We start from the raw sequence: 20,333 nt of genomic DNA on the forward strand, positions 1-20,333 counted from the left end.
GACCGGCAGCCGATGGGCTCGGTACGTTGAACCTGTCCGGAAGGAGAACGATGATCGAGCGCTCGCCCCACCTGTCCGCCCACGACCTGCTGGACCTGGTGCTGGATGCCGGCTCCTTCGAGTCGTGGGACGAGCCCGTCGACATCTCCGGCCACACCGAGGAGTACCGCGCGGCGTTGCGGGCGGCCACCGAACGCAGCGGGGTCGATGAGTCGGTGCTCACCGGCCGCGGTCTCGTGCGAGGCCGGCCCGTGGCCGTCCTGCTCAACGAGTTCGGCTTCCTCGCCGGATCCATCGGCGCTGCGGCGGCGGCGCGGATCGTCTCGGCCGTGCGCCGGGCCACCGCCGAGGGACTGCCCGTGCTCGCGTCGACCGCTTCGGGCGGCACCCGCATGCAGGAGGGCACCCCTGCCTTCGTGCACATGGTCGACATCTCGCGCGCGATCATGGACCACCGTGCCGCCGGTCTGCCGTACCTGGTGCACCTGCGGCACCCCACCACCGGAGGCGTCTTCGCGTCGTGGGGCTCACTCGGGCACGTCACCGTCGCCGAGCCCGGTGCACTGATCGGGTTCCTCGGTCCCAAGGTGTACGAGCTGCTGGAGGGCAAGCCCTTCCCGGCGGGGATCCAGGTGAGTGAGAACCTCGCGCACCGCGGCATCATCGATGCCGTCGTCCTGCACGACGAGCTCCCGTCGGTGGTGGACCGGGCCATCGGTCTGCTGCGCGACCCGGTCTCGGAGTCCACGCGGGAGCGCCGCACGGGTACGGTCGGACGCCGGGCCACCGCCTGGGAGTCGATCGAGCTGACCCGCGCGGACGGACGGCTGGGAGCGCGCGACGTCCTGCGGCACGGCAGCGACGCCACGGTGCGTCTTCAGGGCACCGACGAGGGCGAGCGTGACAGCGCGATGCTCGTCGCCTTCGCCCGGCTCGACGGAGTGCCGTGCGTCGTGGTGGGCCAGGACCGCACCAAGCAGACCCCGACCTCGCCGATGGGGCCGGCAGCACTGCGGGAGGCGCGGCGCGGCATGCGCCTGGCCGACGAGCTCGGCCTGCCGCTCGTCTCGATCATCGACACACCCGGCGCAGAGCTCTCTCCGGAGGCCGAGCAGGGAGCCGTGGCCGGCGAGATCGCCCGCTGCATCAGCTCCATGGCGACCATGGACGTCCCGACCGTCTCGGTGCTGCTCGGGCAGGGCTGCGGGGGCGGGGCGCTCGCACTGCTGCCCGCCGACGTCGTCGTGGCGACCGAGCACGCCTGGCTGTCGCCCCTGCCCCCGGAGGGCGCCAGCGCGATCGTGCACGGCGACGTCGAGCACGCACCCGAGATGGCCGAGCAGCAGCAGGTCTCGGCCATCGACCTGCACGCGATCGGCACGGTGCACCATCTGGTGCCCGAGACTGATGAGGACACCCCGGAGTCGCTGGCCCGCGCCGTCGCCGCCGAGGTTGCCCACCGGCTACGAGGCCTGCTCGCCGACCGATGAGGCTCCAGGCCCCGACCGCAGCCGCCGTTCAGGAGACCGGGACCCGGTCCGGGACCGGCTCGCCCGGGGTCGGGCGGAACCGGAACCAGGCCCAGACGGAGACCGCGGCGAGCCCGAAGGCACCGAACACCCCGCTCCAGAGCAGGCTCCGCAGCGAGGCCTCGACCCAGGACTCGGGCAACGGCGCGACGATGAGCATGAAGGCCGCCACGGCGACGGTGTAGAGGGCCGCCCACACGCCCCTGGACCACTCGAAGACCGTCCGCCCATCCAGGAAGGTGATGGGCAGCAGGGCGATGATGACCGATCCGATGCCACCGATGGTGATGGTGGTGAGGGCCTCGCGAAGCACCTGGGTCCCGAAGCCGGTGGCCTCGACGTCGATGGCGCTGTACAGGAACCAGGCCACGATGCCGAGCACCAGGAACCCGGCGCAGCCGGCGGCCGCGGTCCTGCCGGCCTGGCCGCGGTCCAGCCGGGTCACGACCACCACGGTCATCAGCAACCCGAACAGGATGCCGGGCTGGAGCTCGAAGACGCGCGAGACCAGGACGCTCGCCGCGGCGAGGACCAGGAACGCCGGCATGAGCACGAGCCGAGTCGGCAGCCGGTAGCGCCGACCGGCCACGCCCCAGGCCGTCAGCGCTGCGGCGCCGTTCATGATCACGAGCGAGACGAGCACGGCCAGGTAGAGCCGGATCGCCACCGGCCAGCTGGTCAGGTTCGCCTCGGCGAGGGTTCCCAGGGCTGCTCCGGTGAGCAGGACGAGAACCGGCGCCAGCCGGCGCAGGGCCGACGTGCGCCACCGTGCACCGAACCGTGACCAGGTCCGCCGCAGGCCGGCGGCCCAGCCGAAGGCCCGGTCGTAGTTCTTCCGCAAGGTCGAGTACAGCAGCTCGGCGGGTATGGTCACGAGCAGCAGGAACGAGACGGCCGTCAGCAACGCCGCCGTCACGTACCTGATCGGATGGTCGGCCAGGTCCGACGGCGAACGCAGCCCCGTCCCGTACGCGGTCGGCTCCTCCCATGGGGTCGGCGCCGAGGGGCCTGCGTCGTCGGTGGCAGCGCGGGCATCGAGCCGGCCCGGAGATGCCCGGGCACGATCACGATCCGGGCCGATGCCGGGCACTGCGGAGGATTCCTGCAGGTCCGGCCCCGCCCACCGCACGAGACCCGAGGCCGGCTCCGGATTGGCGGGGGCCGGCGGATCGGTGCCCGCCGCCGAGTCAGGGCCCGGGCCGGGCCCGGGATCCTGGCCGGAGACGGGGTCCGCACTCGGGCCTGGGTCGGAGTCGGGGGTGGTGGAGCCGGCGCGCTCGACCTCGACCCAGCGGAACCCGGAGGCAACCTCGAACGTGTCCGTCACTGCGTCGATCGGCACGTGCCGCGCGCTGAACCCATGGGTTCCCACGGTGTCGTCCGGCAGGTCGAACGTGCAGGACCAGGTCTCGGTCGTCTCGCCGGCGTCGGTGCACACCGGCTCGGAGGCGCCGGCCTCGGGGCTGCCGGCGGACAACCGGCCAGGATGCACCTCGACGCCCATGCCAGCCAGACGTGTCCCGCTCAGCGTGACGGTGGACTCCTGCGTGCTCACTCGCGATGCGTCGTGGTCCGGCGAGTTGAGGATCGCGACGTTCTCCAAGGGCGCCACCAGCGTCGGTTCGTCCTGCTCGTCGATGAACATCCGTGCCTCGAGCCGATAGGCGCTGGGGATCGGTCCCCTCTCATCGACGGAGTAGGCGCACTCCCAGGTGATGTCGGTGGCATCGTTCGGGTACGACGGAGTCGAGCACACCTCGAGCTCGGTCTCGAACGGCACGGTGAACGCAAAGACCTCGACGCGGATCGCCATCTGGTCCGGGGCGCCCAGTGCGTGTCCGCCGAAGGTGAGTGCGGAGGCATCGGCCGGATCGGGAGGAATCATGAACCGGCTCCCACCCGGCTCCCCGACCACCAGGTGCTCCGGATCGGCGAAGCCGAGGTCTGCGGCGTGTGCCGGCTGGGCGGTCCACGGAGCCAGCATGGCCAACCACACCAGCAGCACCACGGTGGCGGACCGCCGCAGCACCATGGCGGGCCCGGGCCCTCCTGCCTCAGGTCCGATGGCCAGACCCGATCCCGGGTGCACCCGCAGCCAGCGGGGTCGCCACCCGGGGGCCGGGCAGGACGCGCCGGCGCGAGCCGGGTGTGCCGGTGCAGTACGTCATGGGTGCCTCTCGTCGTCTCGCGCACGAGCCCGAGCCACGCACGCGAGCGCCTGTCGCGTGAACGGTACGAGCCGATCAGGGGCGGGCGCGTCGGCAATCACTACGTATGTGTGTGAGGTGGCCTGGTCACTGCGGACGCATACGTAGCGATGGCCGATGTGGGTGTCGGCGACGGCTCATAGCGTCCGGGTGACCGTGTGACGCGCGAACGCCGCCCGGCGTCCGGCGTCCGCGCATCTGGAGAGGGCACCATGCACCGTTTCCGTCCACCCGTCACCGTGACGAGCCGCGCTCTGGGAGACGACGGCTACGACCACGCAGGTCCGGCACTTCTTGCGACGCGCCGCGCCGCGCCGCGGTCACCGTGAGCCGGACCTGGCCAACGCGGTGGCCAGGTCTGCCCGGGTGTTCACGCCGAGGCGCTCGAAGACGTGGCGCACGTGCGTGTCGACCGTCCGCACCGAGAGCACCAGTCGCCCGGCGATCTCCCGGTTCGACAGACCGGCTCGCACCAGCATCGCGATCTCCTGCTGCCGCGGGGTGAGGTCACCGGTGGGCCGCTCGGGCACCCACACCCCGTGCTCGAGCAGCCGTCCTGCGAGCCGTCCGGCAAGCACGGGGTCGGCGTCGGCGAGGGCGCCCGCGTGCTCCAGGAGCAGCGGCGGGACCGGGCCGTCGACATGCGCCGCCGCCTCGGCGAGCGGTGCAGTCTCGACCTCATCCTCGCGAGCAGCCGCCGCGACGCACCGCAGATGCCGCGCGTGCATGGCCGGGAGCCACAGCCCCTCGCGGGTGCTCCACTCATCGAGCCGGTCGCAGCGGGCCGTGGTCTCGGCCTCCCCCAGCGCCACCGAGACGGCGAGCAGCTTCATCTCGCTGTCGCTGCGGACGGCACGAGAGGCTCTCGTCCTGGTGGACTCGTAGTCCTCACGAGCCCGGCGGGCCCCACCGAGATCTCCGAGCGCTGCGAGCGCGTAGGCGAGGTTGGCCGAGGCAGTCGGGCCGAATCCGAACGGGTCGCGCAGCGCGAAGCGGGACAGTGCACCGCGGAAGTGGGCCACCGCGGTCGTCCACTCACCCCGGGCGGCGTGATAACGACCGTTGCCCACCTGCACGACGGCGTCATCGTGCCGTGCCATGTGGTCCTCGACATGGGGCACCTGCATGCCGCGTTCGGGATCGCCGAGCCACATCGCGGTCATGAACCGCGCGCCGACCAGCTCCGTCAGCAGCCAAGGGCTCCGCCGGGGGTCGGCGCTCCAGGAGCCGAAGGCGTCATCAGCGACGGCGAGGGCCTCCACGAGCCGGCCCGACTGTCCCAGTCCCATGATCAGGACCCCGAGCAGCGGTGTCGCCCACCGCGAGCCGCGGTGCTGCTCGACGAACTCCTCGAGCGCGGGCAGGCCGCGGCCGAACTCACCACCCCAGCCCAGCCGGACCAGCCGATCGACCTCACGGGCCGCTTGCAGGCGAGGATCGGTCAGGGAGGTGCCGTCGATGGTCGTCAGCGCCGCCTCGGTGTCGTCATCGACGAACTGGTGCAGATCTGCGGTGACCCTGGCGTGACGCCAGCGGAGGGCTTCGCCGTCGGGTCCTGCCGGCAGGTGGTCGGCGACCATCTGCAGGTCCTGCCTGGCCGTGGCCGCGTCCGCCGCGAACCGGGCGGCCTGGGCGCGGACCAGCCGCACGTCGAGGGCCCGGGGATCATCTGGTTCGAGCTGGGCCAACGCCGCGCCCGAGAGCCGACTGGTCAACCGGAAGTCGGTCACCTTGGCGGCCGCTCGCGTGGCGGCGATCAGGTCCTCCACGGCGGGGGTGACGCCACAGCTCAGTGCCCAGTCGACCGTGGAGAACAGCGCTGCCGGATGCGCGACGCCCTGGCGCGCGGCAGAGAGCTGCTCGTACAAGACGCTCCGTCGCCCCGGGGGGAGCGTCGTGCGGATCACCTCGGCGTGCACCGGGTGGACCAGGCGCGCCCGGGTGATGCCGTCCCGGTGGTGCGACTCCATCACCACGAGCCCGCGCTCGGTGGTGTTGGTCAACGCGACGTCGCCCACCGACGTGCCGGCGAGCTCATCCATCGAGGTGGGGCCGGCCAGCGCCAGCAGGTCGACGACGTCTCGTTCGGCCGGGCCCAGGGTGGACAGCTCGGTCTGGATCAGGTCGGTGAGCCCCCGTCCGATGACGGCCTGGTCACGCCACACCCACGCACCATTGACCTCGATCAGGGCATCGGCGTCACGCAGCGACCGCACCAGCTCACGCACGTACAGGGGGTTGCCCCCGGTCATCTCCCAGGCCTGCCGTGTCGTCTCCCGGGCGACCGGTCCGCCGAGCGCCGCGTCCAGCAGGGCCTCCACCTGCTCATAGCTCAGCCCCGAGACGTCCACCTGTTCGATGACGTTCTGACGCACGAGGGCCCGGAAGGCCTCTGGGGTTCCCGGGTGCCGTCGGCAGGTGGCCACGACCTGCGCGGCCCCGGCGTGGGCGAGCTCGGCCAGGACGACACCCGTGACGTCGTCGACCAGGTGGGCGTCGTCGACGACCAGCAACGGCCGGTCACCGAGACCGGCCAGCGCACGACGGCATCGTGAGATCAGTCGCCCGACCTCGTCCACGTCCGCTGCGGAACCGTCCTCGCCGCCGAGGAGCGGATCGAGCGCGGTCCACGGTGTCGCGAGGGCCGTCGCGGGCGTCGGCAGCCACAGCATCGACCGCTCGTGCGAGGCTTCGGCGACGGCTCCTGCCACGGCGGCCGCGAGAGTCGTCTTGCCGACGCCTGGATCCCCGACGACCAGTGCACCGGAGGTGGACTCCAGCGCCTGCCTGATGGCGGCCTGGACGTCCGTGCGCTCCACGAGCGGCCACGAGCCTGCCGGCGTCGTGTCAAGGGCACGTTTCCTGCTCGAGCCGCGCGAGGTCACTCGGTCACGGTACCGCCGCCCCGGGGTGGGCGTCCCCTCGGCGGCCATGGACCGGACCTTCCTCGGCGATCGGGTCACCTCGGACGTCGGCGCGGGGACCGACACCACCGGCAGGGACGTTGCCGAGCCCACCGATCAGGGCGGCTCCGGCACGATGGTGGTCATGAACGATGCATCGGACCTCGCCACGGCGGCCCTCGAGGTGGACGGCGTGGACCCGTTCAACGAAGCCACCCGGATCGCACTGCGTGACGGCACGACCCCGACGTGGTGCGACGAGATCCGCCTCGCATCGGAGCTGGTCGCCCTGGGCATCGCCTTCGGCGACCACCCCGGCGAGGTCGTCGTGCACCCCGGCTACCGCGGCGCCGGTCTCGGACGGCGCCTGGTCGACGGCGCCGAGGTCTCGTCGTACTGGGCGCACGGCGACCTGCCGGGCGCCCGGGCGCTCGCCCGCTCGGCAGGGCTGTCGCCGGTGCGCACCCTGCTCGTGCTGCGCCTGGAGCTCCAAGACCCTCCGACGCCGGAGTCCACCCCGGAAGGTGTGACCATCCGGTCCTTCGAGGAGGGCGATGCCGACGGCATCGTCGAGGTCAACGCCAGGGCCTTCGCCTCCCACCCGGAGCAAGGGTCCATGGATCGTTCCGGCTTCGAGCGACGCCGGGCCGAGCCGTGGTTCGATCCGGCCGGCCTGTTCGTCGCCGTCAACGACGGCGAGCAGGTCGTCGGGTTCCATTGGACCAAGATCGAGGACGGCGTCGGCGAGGTGTACGTCGTCGGCGTCGATCCGTCGGCGCACGGCGGCGGGCTGGGCACGGCGCTCACGGCGCGCGGGGTCCGGCACCTGTGGGAGCAGGGCATCTCCACCGTCGACCTGTACGTCGAGGGTGACAACACCGCCGCCCTCGCCGTCTACCGGCGTCTCGGCTTCACCGAGCATACCAAGGACGTCCTCTACACTGTCTGATTCGCGTCACTCTCGATGATTGCGAACCACCTTGCAGAACCAGATATCCGAGATGCGTGCTCTGCCAAGCGACCACGCCCCCGTGGAGTCGGTGAGTGGCATTCGCACCCACCCCAATCTGGTCAAGTAGTTGACTGGTAACCAATGTACAATTTGCTTATGACCGGGCGGGCCAAGTGAAGAGCGTGACGAACGATGTCTGACGGGACATCCCCTGATGTAGACGATCAGGCATCGACGGAGCTCCGGACAGCTGACGCGGTCGCGGACCGGATCGCGCAGTCCCTTCGAGCCTTCGGCGATGATGTCGACGAGGACGTCAACCGACTCGCAACGAGCATCAAGCGCGCGGGAAACGTCCTCCAGCGGAAGGAGGAGCTCGAGTTCCACCGTGGCCTAAAGCTTTCGAGTGCCGGCTTCCGGGCGTTGCTCTTCGTGTGGATCTACGGGGAGATCCTGGCGCGGGACCTCGCGGTTCTCTCCGGGATCTCGCGCCAAGCTGTGTCCGGGATCCTCAACACACTGGAGCAGGACGGAATGATCGACCGCAAGAGGCGGGTCGAGGATGACAAGCGACTGGCGCCCGTTCGCGTGACCGAGAAGGGCGCCACGTACATCGAGGAGAACTTCTCGAAGCAGATCGATGTGCAGAAAGAGTATATGGAACCGCTGACCAGGGAAGAGATCCGGACTGCCAACGCACTTCTCACACGCTTGATTCTCGGGAATCGTAGAACCCAGTGACGCGAGCCGACCGAGGACCTGCGTCCAGGTCACGAGTGTTCGAGCACGATTTTCCCCACGTGCGTTCGCGACTCCATCAGCCGGTGCGCATCGGCAGCGTTCTCCAGAGGGATGACCGTCTGGATGCGTGGACACAAGCCGTGCTCCGTGACGAAGTCGAGCATGTTCTTGAAGTCCTGGGGACTTCCGGTGGTGGTGCCGACGACATCGATCTGCTTGAAGAACACCTGCGGGATGCTGATCTTCGCGTGCTGCCCGGCTGACATGCCGAAAAGGACGATTCGACCGCCCGGACGCAGCGCATCAATGAGCTCGGCGAGATTCGCACCGGCGCCGTCGAGGATGAGGTCCACGCCACCGTCCGTCATCTCCTTGACGCGCGACGGCCAGCGCGGGTCTGTGTAGTTCACGCCGTCCACGGCTCCCTCGGCCACCGCCGCGCTCAGACGATCATCCTTCGATGACGTGACGAGTGGCTGCATGCCGGCAGCGAGGGCGAACTGCAGTGCCGCGACGGCCACGCCGCTGCTCGCACCGGTGACGAGGACCATCTGCCCGGGCTGTGCTCGACCGCGGACGAAGAGTGCGCGGTATGCCGTGACGCCGGCCAGCGGCAGCGCAGCCGCCTCCGCGTTGCTCAGGTGCGGTGGCTTCGGCTGGATCTCGGAAGAGTCGACGCTGGTGAGCTCCGCGTAGGTCCCGTGCTCGTGGTCACCGCGCACGGAGAAGCCTGCGCCGGAGACCTCCTCCCGTGGCCCCCAGCCGATCGAGGGGTCGATCACGACCAATTCTCCGGAGCTCGTGTCTATGCCGCATCCGTCGGACCCGAGGATGCGCGGCAGCGCCAGTCCACGTCCGCTCTGGCGGACCAGCACGTCGTGGAAGTTGATGGAGCTGTGGCTCAGCTGCACGACGCGGTGGTCGGCCGACCGAGGCTCCGGGTCCGGGAACGACTCGTATCGAAGGACCGCCGGATCACCCCATTGGTGCACCACCGCGGCCCTCAACCTCCGTGCTCCCCACGGTTGGTCAGCGCCAGTGGGGAAGGGGCGCTCTCCGAGGGACGGAACACCGGCACGGCGATGTCCTCCTCGTCCCGGACGACGCTCAGCTCCACCGGCATGTCGACCACCGGAGCCACGTCGCCGAACTCGACCGCCGCCAGCAACCTCGGACCCTCTACCAGCTCGATGACGCCGACGCGGTACGGCAGCTTGTCCTTGAAGTAGTCGTGATAAGGAACGTGGTACGTCACCCAGGAGATCAGGGTGCCGTGACCTGAGGCCTCCGACCACTGCCAGTCGTCCGACAAGGTGAAGGGCGACTCCTCTCGTGGTGGCAGCCACGCGCCGCCCTCGCCGCTCTGGAAGATGAGGCGTCCGTCCTGCAGTGCGTCCCAGGCGACCTGCTCTAGCTCCGTCATCTCGGGGACGGGTCGCGCGCTCATCGCCCCAGCACCAGTGTCGAGTGGGTTGTCATGATTCCTCCTTGGTTTCCGACGACTGCGGTCTGCGCGCCCGGGACCTGCGAGTAGGACTCGCCGCGCAGCTGGCGCATCGCCTCCACGACGAGCTGCATGCCCGGCATGCCCGTCTCCGACAGCAAGCCGCCGCTGGTGTTGGTGGGCAACTCGCCGTCCAGGGTCAGCGCGCCGGACTCGGCGAACGCGCCGCCGTCGCCCGGTGCGCAGAATCCGTAGTCCTCGAGCATCATGAGGACCGTGATGGTGAAGCAGTCGTAGAGTTGTGCGACGTCGATGTCCGAGGGACGCAGACCTGCCATGTCGAACGCGGTCTCCGCGGACTTCTTGGCCATGGTCGACGTCAGGTCCGGGCGTAGCTCGACGTCCCACGACGTGTGCCCTTGTCCGAAGCCCAGGATCGGGACGACGTCGTCCAGGCCAAGCTCGCGGGCGCGCTTCGCGCTCGTGACGACCACCGCCGCGCCACCATCGGAGACCAGGCAGCAGTCCGGCCGACGCAACGGCTCCACAATCCAGCGGGAGTCCTGATGCTCGTCCACTGTCAGCGGGTTCTGAACCTGTGCGTGTGGGTTCCGTGCCCCGTGCTCGCGGACCGCCGAGGCGATCGCACCGAGCTGACGGCTGGTCGTCCCGTGCTGCCCCATGTGGCGCTGCGCGATCATCGCGTAACCGGCAGGCACGCCGAACCACCCGATGTGACTCCCCGATCCCCATGTGCTCTCGTAGACGTGTCGTGAGCCCGTCTTGGGGTTGTCGGCGCCGGCGACGAGGACGACCTCGGCCTGACCACTGCGGATCGCATCGGCGGCGATTGAGATGAGGCTGATGTTCGTCGCTCCGCCCTGGTCCAGCACTCCGCCGATCCGAGGTTGAATTCCCATCGCCTCGGCAAGTCGCTGGGCGTAGAAACTCTGGAACGCCGACGTCGGGTACTTCACGAACAAGCCGTCGACCATGTCCTTCTCGATCCCGGCATCGGCCAATGCCTTCCGGCAGGCCTCGATGTTCATGGACCGCGTCGACCGCCCCGGCAGGGTGCCGTACTCAGTATGTCCGAATCCCGCTAGGACTGTTTCGCCGCGCATCGGATCGCTCCCTTCTGCTCCAGCTCATCGATCTGTTCGGTGCTCAGCGAGAGCATCTCGGTCAGTACTTCCCGTGTGTGCTGCCCCAGCTGCGGACTGGCTGCGAGGGGGCCGCGCGGGCCGTCGCCGAAGCGGATCGGGCTCGAGGTGCCGACGATCTCTCCAAGGTCGGGGTGATCGACCTTCTGCAGCATCCTGCGCTTCCACAGATTGGGGTCGTTGACCACCTCGGGCAGCTCCTTGATCGGAGCGCACGGAACTCCGCGTTCGCCGAGCATCCGGTGGAGCTCGGCGCGGGTAAAACCCCGGGCCCAGTGGCCGACAATCTCGTCGAGATCGTCCATCAGGTCCACTCGGCCGGCCAGGGTGCGGAAGCGGGAATCCGACTGCAGCTCCGTGCCGCCGATGAGCTCGGCGAGCGAGAGCCAGTGCCCATCAGTCACGCAGATGACGGCGAAGTACCCGTCGGACGCGGCATAGACGTTGTAGGGCGACTCGGCGTAGCCGGAGTGGCGATTGCCGGTCCGCCACACCTGGCCCTCGTTGTCTGCTCCGTTGCTCTCTTCGTTCGCGAAGTAGAGTCCGAGGCTCGACATCAGCGAGGGGTACACGCTCTCCTGCATGGTCACCTCCACCGGCGTCGGCGCGTGGGTGCGCTCGCGCCCGTAGAGCGACGCGCAGATGCCGGCGAAGACGTGGACGCCGGTCAGGAAGTCGACGATCGCCGGCCCCGCCTTGACCGGCGGAGCATCCGGGAACCCGGTCGTGCTCATCACGCCGGCCACGGCCTGGACCGTGAGGTCCATAGCCGACATCCCGGAATAGTCGCTGTCGCGACCGTAGCCGGACGACGAGACGAAGATGAGGTCCGGATTCACCGTCTTGATCACGTCCCGACCCACCCCGAGGCGGTCCATGACGCCGGGCTTGAAGTTCTCCACCAGGACGTCGCAGTGACTCGCCAGGGAGGTGAGGAGGTCTCGCCCCTCCTCGGTCTTGAGGTCGACGACAATCGCGCGCTTGTTTGAGTTGAGCATGGCGAACGGATACGCCCCGCCCCCGACGGCCCCACGCCGCCGGAGGTTCTCTCCGCCTGGGGGCTCGACCTTGATGACATCCGCCCCGGCCATCGCGAGCAGCAGGCTCGCGTAGCCGCCCGCGTAGATCTGTCCGAGATCGAGGACACGGACACCGGCCAGGGGCAGGTTAGGACTCGAGGAGGTCACGGCGGTCACCGACCCTCGAACTGGGGTTCCCGCTTGCCAGCGAACGCGGCCGGGCCCTCTTCGGCGTCGTATGTCGTCTTGAGGACCTTGTTCATCGCCTGCTCCATGCGCAGGCCCGTCGCGAGGTCCATGTCACGTGATCGCACGACGAGCTCCTTCGAGGCCTGGACCGCCAGCGGTGCATTCTTCGCCAGCCGCTCTGCCACCGCGTGGGCACGGTCCATGAGCTCCTGCACGGGCACGACCTCGTTGACGAGCCCCCATCGCTCCGCCTTCGCGGCGTCGATCTGGTCGCCCAGCAGGATGAGCTCCATCGCAATGGCTCTCGGAAGGTTCTCGATCAGGCGCTGGGTTCCGCCGTTCGCGGCGAACACCCCGCGCTTGACCTCCGTCAGGCCGAACGTCGCGTGGGTGGCCGCTATGCGGATGTCCGTGGCGAAGAGCAGGGTCATCCCGCCGCCGAGGCAGTAGCCGTTGACGGCGGCCACGACCGGCTTCCACACCTCCAGTCCCCGGTTGAGCAGCTGGGACTTCTGGGTGAGCCAGAACTCCGACGGCGGGGTGTCTGCGGTGAGGAAAGACTTGATGTCCGCGCCGACGGTGAAGGACGTGTCGCCGGCACCAGTGACCACGGCCACCCGCACGTCGTCGTCGTCACGGACGCGCACCCAGGCCTCGGACAACGCGTCGTAAGTGTCAGCGTCCATCGCGTTGAGACGTTCGGGACGGTTGATGGAGATGGTGGCGACTCCGGAATCGCTCAGCTCGAAGTCGATGCTCATGTGCGTGCTCCCTTGATGAGCTCCCGGGCGACGACCATGCGGTGGACCTCCGAGGGCCCCTCACCGATCCGCTTGATCCGCAACTCGCGGTACCAGCGCTCGGTGGGCATCTCCTTGGCCACGCCCAGCCCGCCGAAGATCTGGACGACCCGGTCGATGACGCGTCCGGCCGTCTCCGTCGCATAGACCTTCGCGATGGACGCGTCCGTCTTGAAGTCCTTGCCGGCATCGGCCTTCCACGCAGCCTGGTACACCAGCATGCGTGCAGCACGCAGCTCGATCTCGGAGTCGGCGATCATCCACTGGATCGCCTGCTTGTCCGCGAGCGCACTGCCGAAGGCCTGACGGTTGCGCGCGTGCTCGATCGCCATCTCGAGGGCCTCCTGGGCGACGCCGATAGTGCCCGCGGCGTAGGGGACCCGGTTGTTCACCAGCCATCGCTGGGCGATCTCGAAGCCCTTGTCGACCTCACCGAGCACTCGGTCCTCGCTCACGCGGACGTCGTCGAAGGTGACGTCGCAGGGATACCACGAGCGGATCACCGGAATCTTGCTCACGGACAGCCCCGGGGCATCGCCGTCGACGATGAAACAGGTGATGCCACGGGGGTTGTCCTCACCACCGGTGCGCGCGAACACGACGCCCCACGGCGACTCGGCAGCCTTGGAGATCCAAGTCTTCGAACCGTTGATCACCCACTCGTCACCGTCCTTCACCGCCTTGGTCCGGATCGAGCGGTTGGGGTCCGCGCCGCCAGAGGGTTCGGAGATCGCGACGAACGTGTGGAGGGCCTGGTCGATCGTGGGGACGGCCCAGCGCTGGATCTGCTCCTCGGTGCCGTCGAAGATCACGTTGGGCGGGTCCCAGCCGAAGGCTCCGGCGCTGGGCACGTAAGCGCCCATCCGGCACTTCGCGGCCTCCTCATGGACGATGACCTGACCGAGCAGGTTCAATCCTGCACCGCCGTACTCGGCGGGGCTCTCGATGGCCCACAGGCCCGACTTCCTGGCCTTGGCCTGCAGCGGTTCGAGGATGTCCGCGGGAAGTTCCCAGATGTCGGGATCAAGCCCCTCCTCGGCAGGTCGGACCTCGTTCTTCATGAAGTCCTGCACGACTCGTTGCAGGTCTCTCAGAGGTCCGGGCAACTCCCATGAACCGAGTGAATCGTGGACTCGTCGTGTCACCGCGGTCGGCATGACGCCTCACTTCCTTGGCACGCAAAATGTGTGGTCTGGGTGGGTGGCCGTCTCGTCGAGTCACGGCCCTCCCGAAGCGATCTCTACCGCTTCGATGGTCGCCAGTCTCACCGCCGGCCCCATACTTGTCAATCCATTGACAAGTTTCTCGACCCCTTCGCACTGGGCCTCTGGAGATTGATCATCTCTTGACTGTCAACCTCTTGCGCAATGTCCGACTCGGTGGCACCGTGAGGCTCAGACAGTGATCCAGGACACAGCGCAAAGGTGAAATCGATGCCCCCTCAACGATCAACAGTCCTTCTCCCGATCGCTGCGCTCAGCGCAGCACTCGTTCTCTCGGCCTGCACGACCGACGGTGGGGCCGGCGGTGACGATGGGTCGGTGCGGATCGGCACCGCCGGCGAGGGCGGGACCTACTACTACCTGGGCACGGCCTTCGCCCAGGAACTGCGCGATGAGGCCGAGATCACCGCCGACTCCGTCGCCACCGCCGGGGGCACGGAGAACATCCGCCGCGTCGGCAGCGGTGATCTCGACCTCGCCTTCGCGACGATCGACGACTTCAAGACCGTGATGGCAGACGACGAGTGGAGCGAGGACGACTTCACCACGCTCGGCACCGGGCACCTGACGGTGCAGCAGCCGGTCGTCGCCGCGGACAGCGGCATCACCACCCTGGAGGAGATGGCCCAGCCGGACAATCGACTGGCCGTGGGGGAACCAGGCAGCGCCGTCCAGCTCAACGCCGCCCTGCTACTCGGCGCCTACGAGGTGGGTGTCGAGGACGTGAATGGTTTCGAGATCTCACAGGCCGCCGCGGCAGAGGAGCTGAAGAACGGTCAGCTCGACGGTGCCTACCTGGGCGGGGGCGTCCCGCTCGCTGCGATCACCGATCTGACGACCAGCGGGTCATACCGGGTCCTGCCCGCCGACCAGAAGACCATCGACTACTGGTCGGAGAACACCGCGTACGTCGAGACGACGATTCCAGCGGGAAGCTACGACGGCCAGGAGGAGGACCTGACGGCCATCGGCCAGCCGACCGTGCTCGTGGTCTCCAGCGAGATGTCCGAGGAACTCGCACACGACATCATCGAGGTGTTCCAGACCCGAGGCCCGGAGATGGGTGACGTCCACCCCGCCGCGACCGAGTACACCGTCGAGAACGCCTTCCGGGACCGGGACTTCATCGAGGATGAGGCCGGACTGTCCTACCACCCGGGCGCCATCAAGTGGTACGAGGAGAACGACGCCTGGGAAGAGGAGTGAAGGTCCCAGCGACCGACCCGGAGACGGGTGGTCGCGGTCCTGACGACACGGCAGACGCACTTCGTACTCTGGCGCAGGTCGACAGCTCGCCAGAGCCGGCAGGGGAGAGTACTGCGCTCGATACCGGGGTGCGGTGGCTCTTCGGGGGGCTCGCGCTGCTCTTCACCGCCTACCTGCTGCTCTCGGCCTGGAGCCTGCCGCTGGCGTCGATGCAGCACCGCGCGATCATCGCGACGTTCGCCTGGTCCCTCGGGCTGTTAACCGTGGCGCGGACGGCGACGACGCGGATCATCCGCATCCTTGCCCTCCTCCTGGTGGTTCCCGGCATCACGGCAGGGACCTACGCCTTCATCGAGTTCGAGACCTTGGCGGCGCGCGTCGGACTTCCGGCGACCTCCCTGGACATACTGTTGATGGTCGTCGCGGTCCTCATCACGCTGTTCGTCGCGTGGAACACGATCGGCTGGGTGTTTCCCTCGCTGGTGCTGTCGGCGATCTTCTACGCGCTGTTCGGACCGACGATGCCGGGATTCCTGCGGCACTCGGGCTTCGACCTCAACGGCTTCACCAACAGCTTCTTCCTCTCCTCCAACGGCGTGTTCGGCTCGTTCACCGGGATCGGCAACTTCATCGTGCTGTTCGTCATCTTCTCGGCGGCGATGCGCACACTCGGCGCCACCGAATGGATGGCGCAGGTGGCGAACCTGCTCGTCGGACGGTTCCGAGGTGGACCCGCCAAGGTCGCGGTGCTGTCAAGCTCGGCTATGGGATCGATCACCGGTGCGAGCACGGCGAACGTGGCGGCAACGGGGTCCGTGACCATCCCCCTGATGAAGCGCAGCGGCTACCCGGCGACCACCGCCGCAGCGGTCGAGGCGACGGCCAGCGCGGGCTCACAGATCATGCCCCCGGTCATGGGGGCGACGGTCTTCCTCATGGTCGAGCTCATCGGCATCCCCTATATCGAGATCGTGTCCTCCAGCATCATCATCGCCCTGCTGCTCTACGCCTCCATCCTCATCACCGTGGACCTGCACGCCGTGCGGCACGGACTGCGTGGTTCGGACCACATCGAGCGACCCCAGAACGCCACCGGATTCCTACTGGCCGGTCTCATCTATCTCACCCCGATCGTCGTCCTGGTCTACTCGCTCGGCATCGCTCACCTGTCCCCGTCGCGCTCGGCCCTCAACGCGATCGCGGCCTGCATCGCGCTCATCGTGATCTGGCGCGTCGTCGACGGTGGCCCACGAGGATTCCTCAGGGGGATCCAGACCTCGCTCTTGTCATTCATCGACGGCGTGCGCGGATCGGTCGGCATCCTGTCGCTGGTGATCGCAGCCAGCCTCATCGGAGGAATCCTCACGGTGACCGGCCTGGGCGCACGGATGGCGGGAATCATCCTCAACACCGCCGACGGCCGTCTCTTCCTCGTGCTGCTGATGGCCGCCGCAACCGCGCTCATCCTCGGCCTCGGTGCCCCGACCCTCGTGGCCTACTCGCTAGTAGCCCTGCTCGTCGCGCCGGCGATCGCCTCCATGGGGGTGCCGTTGCTGGCCGCGCACCTCTTCGTCTTCTACTACGCGATCCTCGGTCTACTGACCCCTCCGGTGGCTCCGGACCCCTTCGTCGCCGCAGGAATCGCAGGATCCTCGGGTCTGAAGACCGCGATGAAGTCCGTGCAGCTCGCTCTCCCACTGTACCTTCTGCCGTTCGCCTTGATCTACCACCCCGCGCTGATCCTGGACGGGTCGCCCACGCAGATAGCACTGGCGTCGATCACGGCCCTTGCAGGCGTCTACGCCGCCTGTATCGGATTCGAGGGAGTCACAGTGCTCGGAGGAAGGCGCCTCAACATCGTGGTTCGCGCGGCTCTGCTGGGTGCGGGCGCCGCCTTGATGATCACCACGGACCCGATCGTCTCCGTCGCCTGCGTGCTCATCATCGTCCTGGCCCATGCGAAGCTGCCTTTCCTGCTCGTCCGGCACGAGGAAGCGACGAAGGTGCCCGCATGACGACCTGGTTGATCACCGGATGCTCGAGCGGTCTCGGTCGTTCCCTTGCCGAGGCGGTGCTGGCCCGCGGAGACAACGCCGTCGTCACCGCCCGTGACGTGACGAAGATCCACGAGATCGCCGAAGCATTCCCGGATACGGCGGAGCTCATGGAGCTCGACGTGACGAATGAGCAGCAGGTGCAGTCCGCAGTGGAGACAGGTGGAGGCCGGTTCGGTGGAGTGGACATTCTCGTCAACAATGCCGGGTTCGGATACCGATCCGCCGTCGAGGAGGGAGAGGACGACATCGTCCGCCGACTCTTTGAGACGCACTTCCACGGTCCGGTGCACCTGGTCAGGGCAGTGCTCCCAGAGATGCGCGAACGCCGCAGCGGCACCATCGTGAACATCTCCTCGATCTCGGCTCGAACCTCGCCTGCCGGCTCCGGGTTCTATGCGGCGGCCAAGTCCGCGCTGGAGGCGCTGTCGTTGTCGCTGCTCAAGGAGGTCAAGCCGCTGGGGATCTCAGTGATGGTGGTGGAGCCGGGACCGTTCCGCACGGAGTTCACCGGGAGGTCGCTCGAACACTCGAGGGATCCCATCGAGGACTACGCCGAGACGGCCGGCGGCAGACGGGAGGAGAACAGTGCTGTTCACGGCACGCAGAGCGGGGACCCCGACCGGGCCGCTCTGGCGATCATGCGGGTCCTGGAGGCCGAGAGGCTCCCCTTCGTCCTTCCCTTGGGGGAAGAAGCCTTGAACCGACTGCTGGCGATGACGGACCGACTTCGGTCGGACTCCGCTGCCTGGAGGGACGTGATCGCGAGTACCGACTATCCACGGTCCGACGCCTGACCGTCCTCGCAGCTCACTCTCCCTCCCCGAAACACTGTCGATCGATACGGAGTGCACGACCATGAAGCGCACCAAGCTCTGGGAGCCCACCGAGGACGAGATCGCGAGCTCAGAGACTCGCGCCTTCCAGCAGTGGCTGGTTGGCTCCCGCGCAGTGGAGACGGGGAGCTACGCCGAGCTCCACCGCTGGAGCGTGGACAACGTCGACGTGTTCTGGGAATCGATCTGGGAGTACTTCGACGTCATCGGCGAGCGCAGCACCGGCCCCGTGCGCACGGGTGAGGGGATCCCGGCGACCCGCTGGTTTCCTGGCGCCCGCCTCAACTACGCGCAGAACCTCCTTCGTTGGGCCGACGAGCGCCCCCACGCGGAGGCGCTCGTCGGTCTCCACGAGGCCGCGCCCCGGACGTCGCTGACCTGGGCGGAGCTCGCCGGGAAGGTCGGCGCGCTCGCGCGGCACCTCCGGGGCCTCGGAGTGCGCCCGGGTGACACAGTGTGCGCAGTGTTGCCGAGCATCCCCGAGACGGTCGTCGCCCTGCTCGCCACGACGAGCGTCGGCGCGGTGTGGTCGGTGGTCAACACCGACTTCGGAGTCCAGGGCATCAGCGATCGCTTCGCGCAGATCGAGCCGCGAGTTCTCCTCACCGTCGACGGCGTCGAGTTCAACGACAGCTACCGCGACCAACTGCCACAGCTCGACGGCATCCTCGAGTCGCTGCCCTCGGTGGAGCACCACGTGCTCGTCGACGCGCACCGAACCCCCGTACCGGATGTCCGTGTACCCAGTGTGCTGCTCTCGGAGATCGTGGCGAAACCGTGTGCTCCGGAGTTCGAGTCCGTCGAGTTCTCGCACCCCTTGTGGGTGCTCTTCTCCTCAGGAACGACCGGCAAGCCGAAGGGCATCGTGCACTCCCACGGAGGCGTGGTCCTGGAGGCGAACAAGGCCAACGCGCTCCAGTACGACGTCTCTCCCGGGACACGGGTGTACTTCGCGGTGGCGACGACATGGGTGGTGTGGAACCTGCTCGTCGACTCGATGATGCGAGGGGCGACGATCATCGCCTACGACGGCTCACCCACGCACGGAGGCCCCGCCAAGCACCTGGAGATCTGCAGCGACGAGTCCGTCGAGTTCTTCGGCACCGGGGCCGCAGTCCTCAGCCTCATCGAGAAGTCCGGGATCTCCCCGAGGACCCGCGGCTCCTTTCCCTTCCTGCGATCGATCCTGTCCACCGGATCCCCGTTGCCGGACTCGACGTGGATCTGGGTGTACCAGCACGTCAAGGACGACATTCGGCTCGGCTCCGACTCCGGTGGCACGGACATCGCTTCGGGGATCCTCGGATCGAACCCTCTCGACCCGGTGTACGTCGGCGAGCTGCAGGCCCCCTACCTGGGGGTGGCCGCGCAGACGGTGGATCCGTCGGGCCGTCAGGTGACCGGCGAGGTCGGTGAGCTCGTCATGACCGAGAGTCTGCCATCGATGCCCGTGATGTTCTGGGACGACCCAGACGGTTCGCGCTACCACGACGCGTACTTCGTGGAGTTCGACGGGCTCTGGCGCCAGGGCGACTGGGCAACCCAGATTCCCGGCGGCGGCTGGGTGATTCACGGCCGGTCGGACTCGACGATTAATCGCGGCGGGATCCGGATGGGCTCGGCCGACATCACCTCGGTCGTCGACACCGTGCCCGGCGTGCAGGCCTCGATGGTCATCGGTGCCGAGCTACACGGAGGTGGTTACTTCATGCCGCTCTTCGTGGTGCCCGAACCCGGAGCAGAGGTCGACGGAGCGCTCACCGAGGCGATCGTCACGGCGATCCGCACGAAGGTGTCGCCGCGCTACGTGCCGGACGAGATCATTCCGGCGCCCGCCGTCCCGCGGACTAGAACAGGCAAGCTCATGGAAGTACCTATCAAGCGGGTGTTTCAAGGCGCGGATCCGGATTCTGTGAACCGGACCACAGCAGAGGACGTAGAGGTCGTCGAGTGGTACGTCGAACGGGCCGTGGAGTTCGCACGAGGGCGGGGTGGAAAGGCAGATGAGGGGCCGCGTCCTTGACCCGAATGGCCATGTCGATTCGCGAACCCCACCGCCGCACCACC

15 protein-coding genes are annotated in these 20,333 nt (G+C 68.3%); 7 read left to right on the forward strand and 8 right to left on the reverse strand.

Annotated elements, in window-relative coordinates:
* Nucleotides 1-50 precede the first annotated feature (50 nt).
* Nucleotides 51-1,490, forward strand: a complete 1,440-nt coding sequence (locus ACEVFP_RS16935; protein WP_375000619.1) for a carboxyl transferase domain-containing protein — start codon at nucleotides 51-53, stop codon at nucleotides 1,488-1,490.
* Between the two features lie 28 nt (nucleotides 1,491-1,518).
* On the opposite strand, the gene ACEVFP_RS16940 is transcribed toward ACEVFP_RS16935, so the two are convergent.
* On the reverse strand, nucleotides 1,519-3,561 hold the full coding sequence (locus ACEVFP_RS16940) for a hypothetical protein (RefSeq protein WP_375000620.1): 2,043 nt from the start codon (nucleotides 3,559-3,561) through the stop codon (nucleotides 1,519-1,521).
* 495 nt (nucleotides 3,562-4,056) lie between these two features.
* Nucleotides 4,057-6,669: a LuxR C-terminal-related transcriptional regulator gene (locus ACEVFP_RS16945; RefSeq protein WP_375000621.1), complete on the reverse strand. Its 2,613-nt coding sequence runs from the start codon at nucleotides 6,667-6,669 to the stop codon at nucleotides 4,057-4,059.
* On the opposite strand from ACEVFP_RS16945, the gene mshD reads away from it, so the two are divergent.
* Nucleotides 6,668-7,588 (forward strand): mycothiol synthase, encoded by a 921-nt coding sequence (gene mshD / locus ACEVFP_RS16950; RefSeq protein WP_375000622.1) that lies wholly within the window; start codon nucleotides 6,668-6,670, stop codon nucleotides 7,586-7,588. The two genes, ACEVFP_RS16945 and mshD, sit on opposite strands and share 2 nt — an antisense overlap.
* 195 nt (nucleotides 7,589-7,783) lie before the next feature.
* On the forward strand, nucleotides 7,784-8,332 hold the full coding sequence (locus ACEVFP_RS16955) for a MarR family winged helix-turn-helix transcriptional regulator (protein ID WP_375000623.1): 549 nt from the start codon (nucleotides 7,784-7,786) through the stop codon (nucleotides 8,330-8,332).
* 29 nt (nucleotides 8,333-8,361) lie between these two features.
* On the opposite strand, the gene ACEVFP_RS16960 is transcribed toward ACEVFP_RS16955, so the two are convergent.
* The 6 genes from ACEVFP_RS16960 to ACEVFP_RS16985 form a co-directional block, all read right to left on the reverse strand.
* Complete coding sequence (locus ACEVFP_RS16960; RefSeq protein ID WP_375000624.1) at nucleotides 8,362-9,243, reverse strand: zinc-binding alcohol dehydrogenase family protein; 882 nt, start codon at nucleotides 9,241-9,243, stop codon at nucleotides 8,362-8,364.
* A 92-nt stretch (nucleotides 9,244-9,335) separates the two neighbouring features.
* On the reverse strand, nucleotides 9,336-9,779 hold the full coding sequence (locus tag ACEVFP_RS16965) for a Zn-ribbon domain-containing OB-fold protein (protein WP_375000625.1): 444 nt from the start codon (nucleotides 9,777-9,779) through the stop codon (nucleotides 9,336-9,338).
* On the reverse strand, nucleotides 9,776-10,825 hold the full coding sequence (locus tag ACEVFP_RS16970) for a thiolase family protein (RefSeq protein WP_375000626.1): 1,050 nt from the start codon (nucleotides 10,823-10,825) through the stop codon (nucleotides 9,776-9,778). The genes ACEVFP_RS16965 and ACEVFP_RS16970 overlap by 4 nt, the downstream gene beginning before the upstream one ends.
* Nucleotides 10,826-10,878: 53 nt before the next feature.
* Nucleotides 10,879-12,135 carry a CaiB/BaiF CoA transferase family protein gene (locus ACEVFP_RS16975; RefSeq protein WP_375000627.1) on the reverse strand — a complete coding sequence of 419 codons (1,257 nt, stop codon included), beginning with the start codon at nucleotides 12,133-12,135 and terminating at the stop codon, nucleotides 10,879-10,881.
* A complete protein-coding gene (locus ACEVFP_RS16980) occupies nucleotides 12,132-12,908 on the reverse strand; it encodes an enoyl-CoA hydratase/isomerase family protein (RefSeq protein ID WP_375000628.1) in 777 nt (258 codons plus the stop codon). The genes ACEVFP_RS16975 and ACEVFP_RS16980 overlap by 4 nt, the downstream gene beginning before the upstream one ends.
* Nucleotides 12,905-14,104, reverse strand: a complete 1,200-nt coding sequence (locus ACEVFP_RS16985) for an acyl-CoA dehydrogenase family protein (protein ID WP_375000629.1) — start codon at nucleotides 14,102-14,104, stop codon at nucleotides 12,905-12,907. The genes ACEVFP_RS16980 and ACEVFP_RS16985 overlap by 4 nt, the downstream gene beginning before the upstream one ends.
* A 276-nt stretch (nucleotides 14,105-14,380) precedes the next feature.
* On the opposite strand from ACEVFP_RS16985, the gene ACEVFP_RS16990 reads away from it, so the two are divergent.
* From ACEVFP_RS16990 to ACEVFP_RS17005, 4 genes are all read left to right on the forward strand, one after another.
* Complete coding sequence (locus ACEVFP_RS16990) at nucleotides 14,381-15,376, forward strand: TAXI family TRAP transporter solute-binding subunit (protein WP_375000630.1); 996 nt, start codon at nucleotides 14,381-14,383, stop codon at nucleotides 15,374-15,376.
* Between the two features lie 128 nt (nucleotides 15,377-15,504).
* Nucleotides 15,505-17,391: a TRAP transporter permease gene (locus ACEVFP_RS16995; protein ID WP_375000631.1), complete on the forward strand. Its 1,887-nt coding sequence runs from the start codon at nucleotides 15,505-15,507 to the stop codon at nucleotides 17,389-17,391.
* On the forward strand, nucleotides 17,388-18,227 hold the full coding sequence (locus ACEVFP_RS17000) for an oxidoreductase (protein ID WP_375000632.1): 840 nt from the start codon (nucleotides 17,388-17,390) through the stop codon (nucleotides 18,225-18,227). The genes ACEVFP_RS16995 and ACEVFP_RS17000 overlap by 4 nt, the downstream gene beginning before the upstream one ends.
* A gap of 61 nt (nucleotides 18,228-18,288) precedes the next feature.
* Nucleotides 18,289-20,289, forward strand: coding sequence for an acetoacetate--CoA ligase (locus ACEVFP_RS17005; protein WP_375000633.1), 2,001 nt, complete (start codon nucleotides 18,289-18,291; stop codon nucleotides 20,287-20,289).
* Nucleotides 20,290-20,333 lie beyond the last annotated feature (44 nt).

Source organism: Aeromicrobium sp. CTD01-1L150 (assembly GCF_041951745.1).
Classification (GTDB): Bacteria; Actinomycetota; Actinomycetes; order Propionibacteriales; family Nocardioidaceae; genus Aeromicrobium.

What these genes read in the sequence shown, in the direction of transcription:
- ACEVFP_RS17005 (WP_375000633.1), top strand. Translation starts at nt 18,289, where the DNA reads ATGAAGCGCACCAAGCTCTGGGAGCCCACCGAGGACGAGATCGCGAGC.
- ACEVFP_RS16970 (WP_375000626.1), bottom strand. Translation starts at nt 10,825, where the DNA reads ATGAACATCGAGGCCTGCCGGAAGGCATTGGCCGATGCCGGGATCGAG.
- ACEVFP_RS16980 (WP_375000628.1), bottom strand. Translation starts at nt 12,908, where the DNA reads ATGAGCATCGACTTCGAGCTGAGCGATTCCGGAGTCGCCACCATCTCC.
- ACEVFP_RS17000 (WP_375000632.1), top strand. Translation starts at nt 17,388, where the DNA reads ATGACGACCTGGTTGATCACCGGATGCTCGAGCGGTCTCGGTCGTTCC.
- ACEVFP_RS16955 (WP_375000623.1), top strand. Translation starts at nt 7,784, where the DNA reads ATGTCTGACGGGACATCCCCTGATGTAGACGATCAGGCATCGACGGAG.
- ACEVFP_RS16990 (WP_375000630.1), top strand. Translation starts at nt 14,381, where the DNA reads ATGCCCCCTCAACGATCAACAGTCCTTCTCCCGATCGCTGCGCTCAGC.
- ACEVFP_RS16985 (WP_375000629.1), bottom strand. Translation starts at nt 14,104, where the DNA reads ATGCCGACCGCGGTGACACGACGAGTCCACGATTCACTCGGTTCATGG.
- ACEVFP_RS16965 (WP_375000625.1), bottom strand. Translation starts at nt 9,779, where the DNA reads ATGAGCGCGCGACCCGTCCCCGAGATGACGGAGCTAGAGCAGGTCGCC.
- mshD (WP_375000622.1), top strand. Translation starts at nt 6,668, where the DNA reads ATGGACCGGACCTTCCTCGGCGATCGGGTCACCTCGGACGTCGGCGCG.
- ACEVFP_RS16940 (WP_375000620.1), bottom strand. Translation starts at nt 3,561, where the DNA reads ATGGTGCTGCGGCGGTCCGCCACCGTGGTGCTGCTGGTGTGGTTGGCC.
- ACEVFP_RS16935 (WP_375000619.1), top strand. Translation starts at nt 51, where the DNA reads ATGATCGAGCGCTCGCCCCACCTGTCCGCCCACGACCTGCTGGACCTG.
- ACEVFP_RS16945 (WP_375000621.1), bottom strand. Translation starts at nt 6,669, where the DNA reads ATGGCCGCCGAGGGGACGCCCACCCCGGGGCGGCGGTACCGTGACCGA.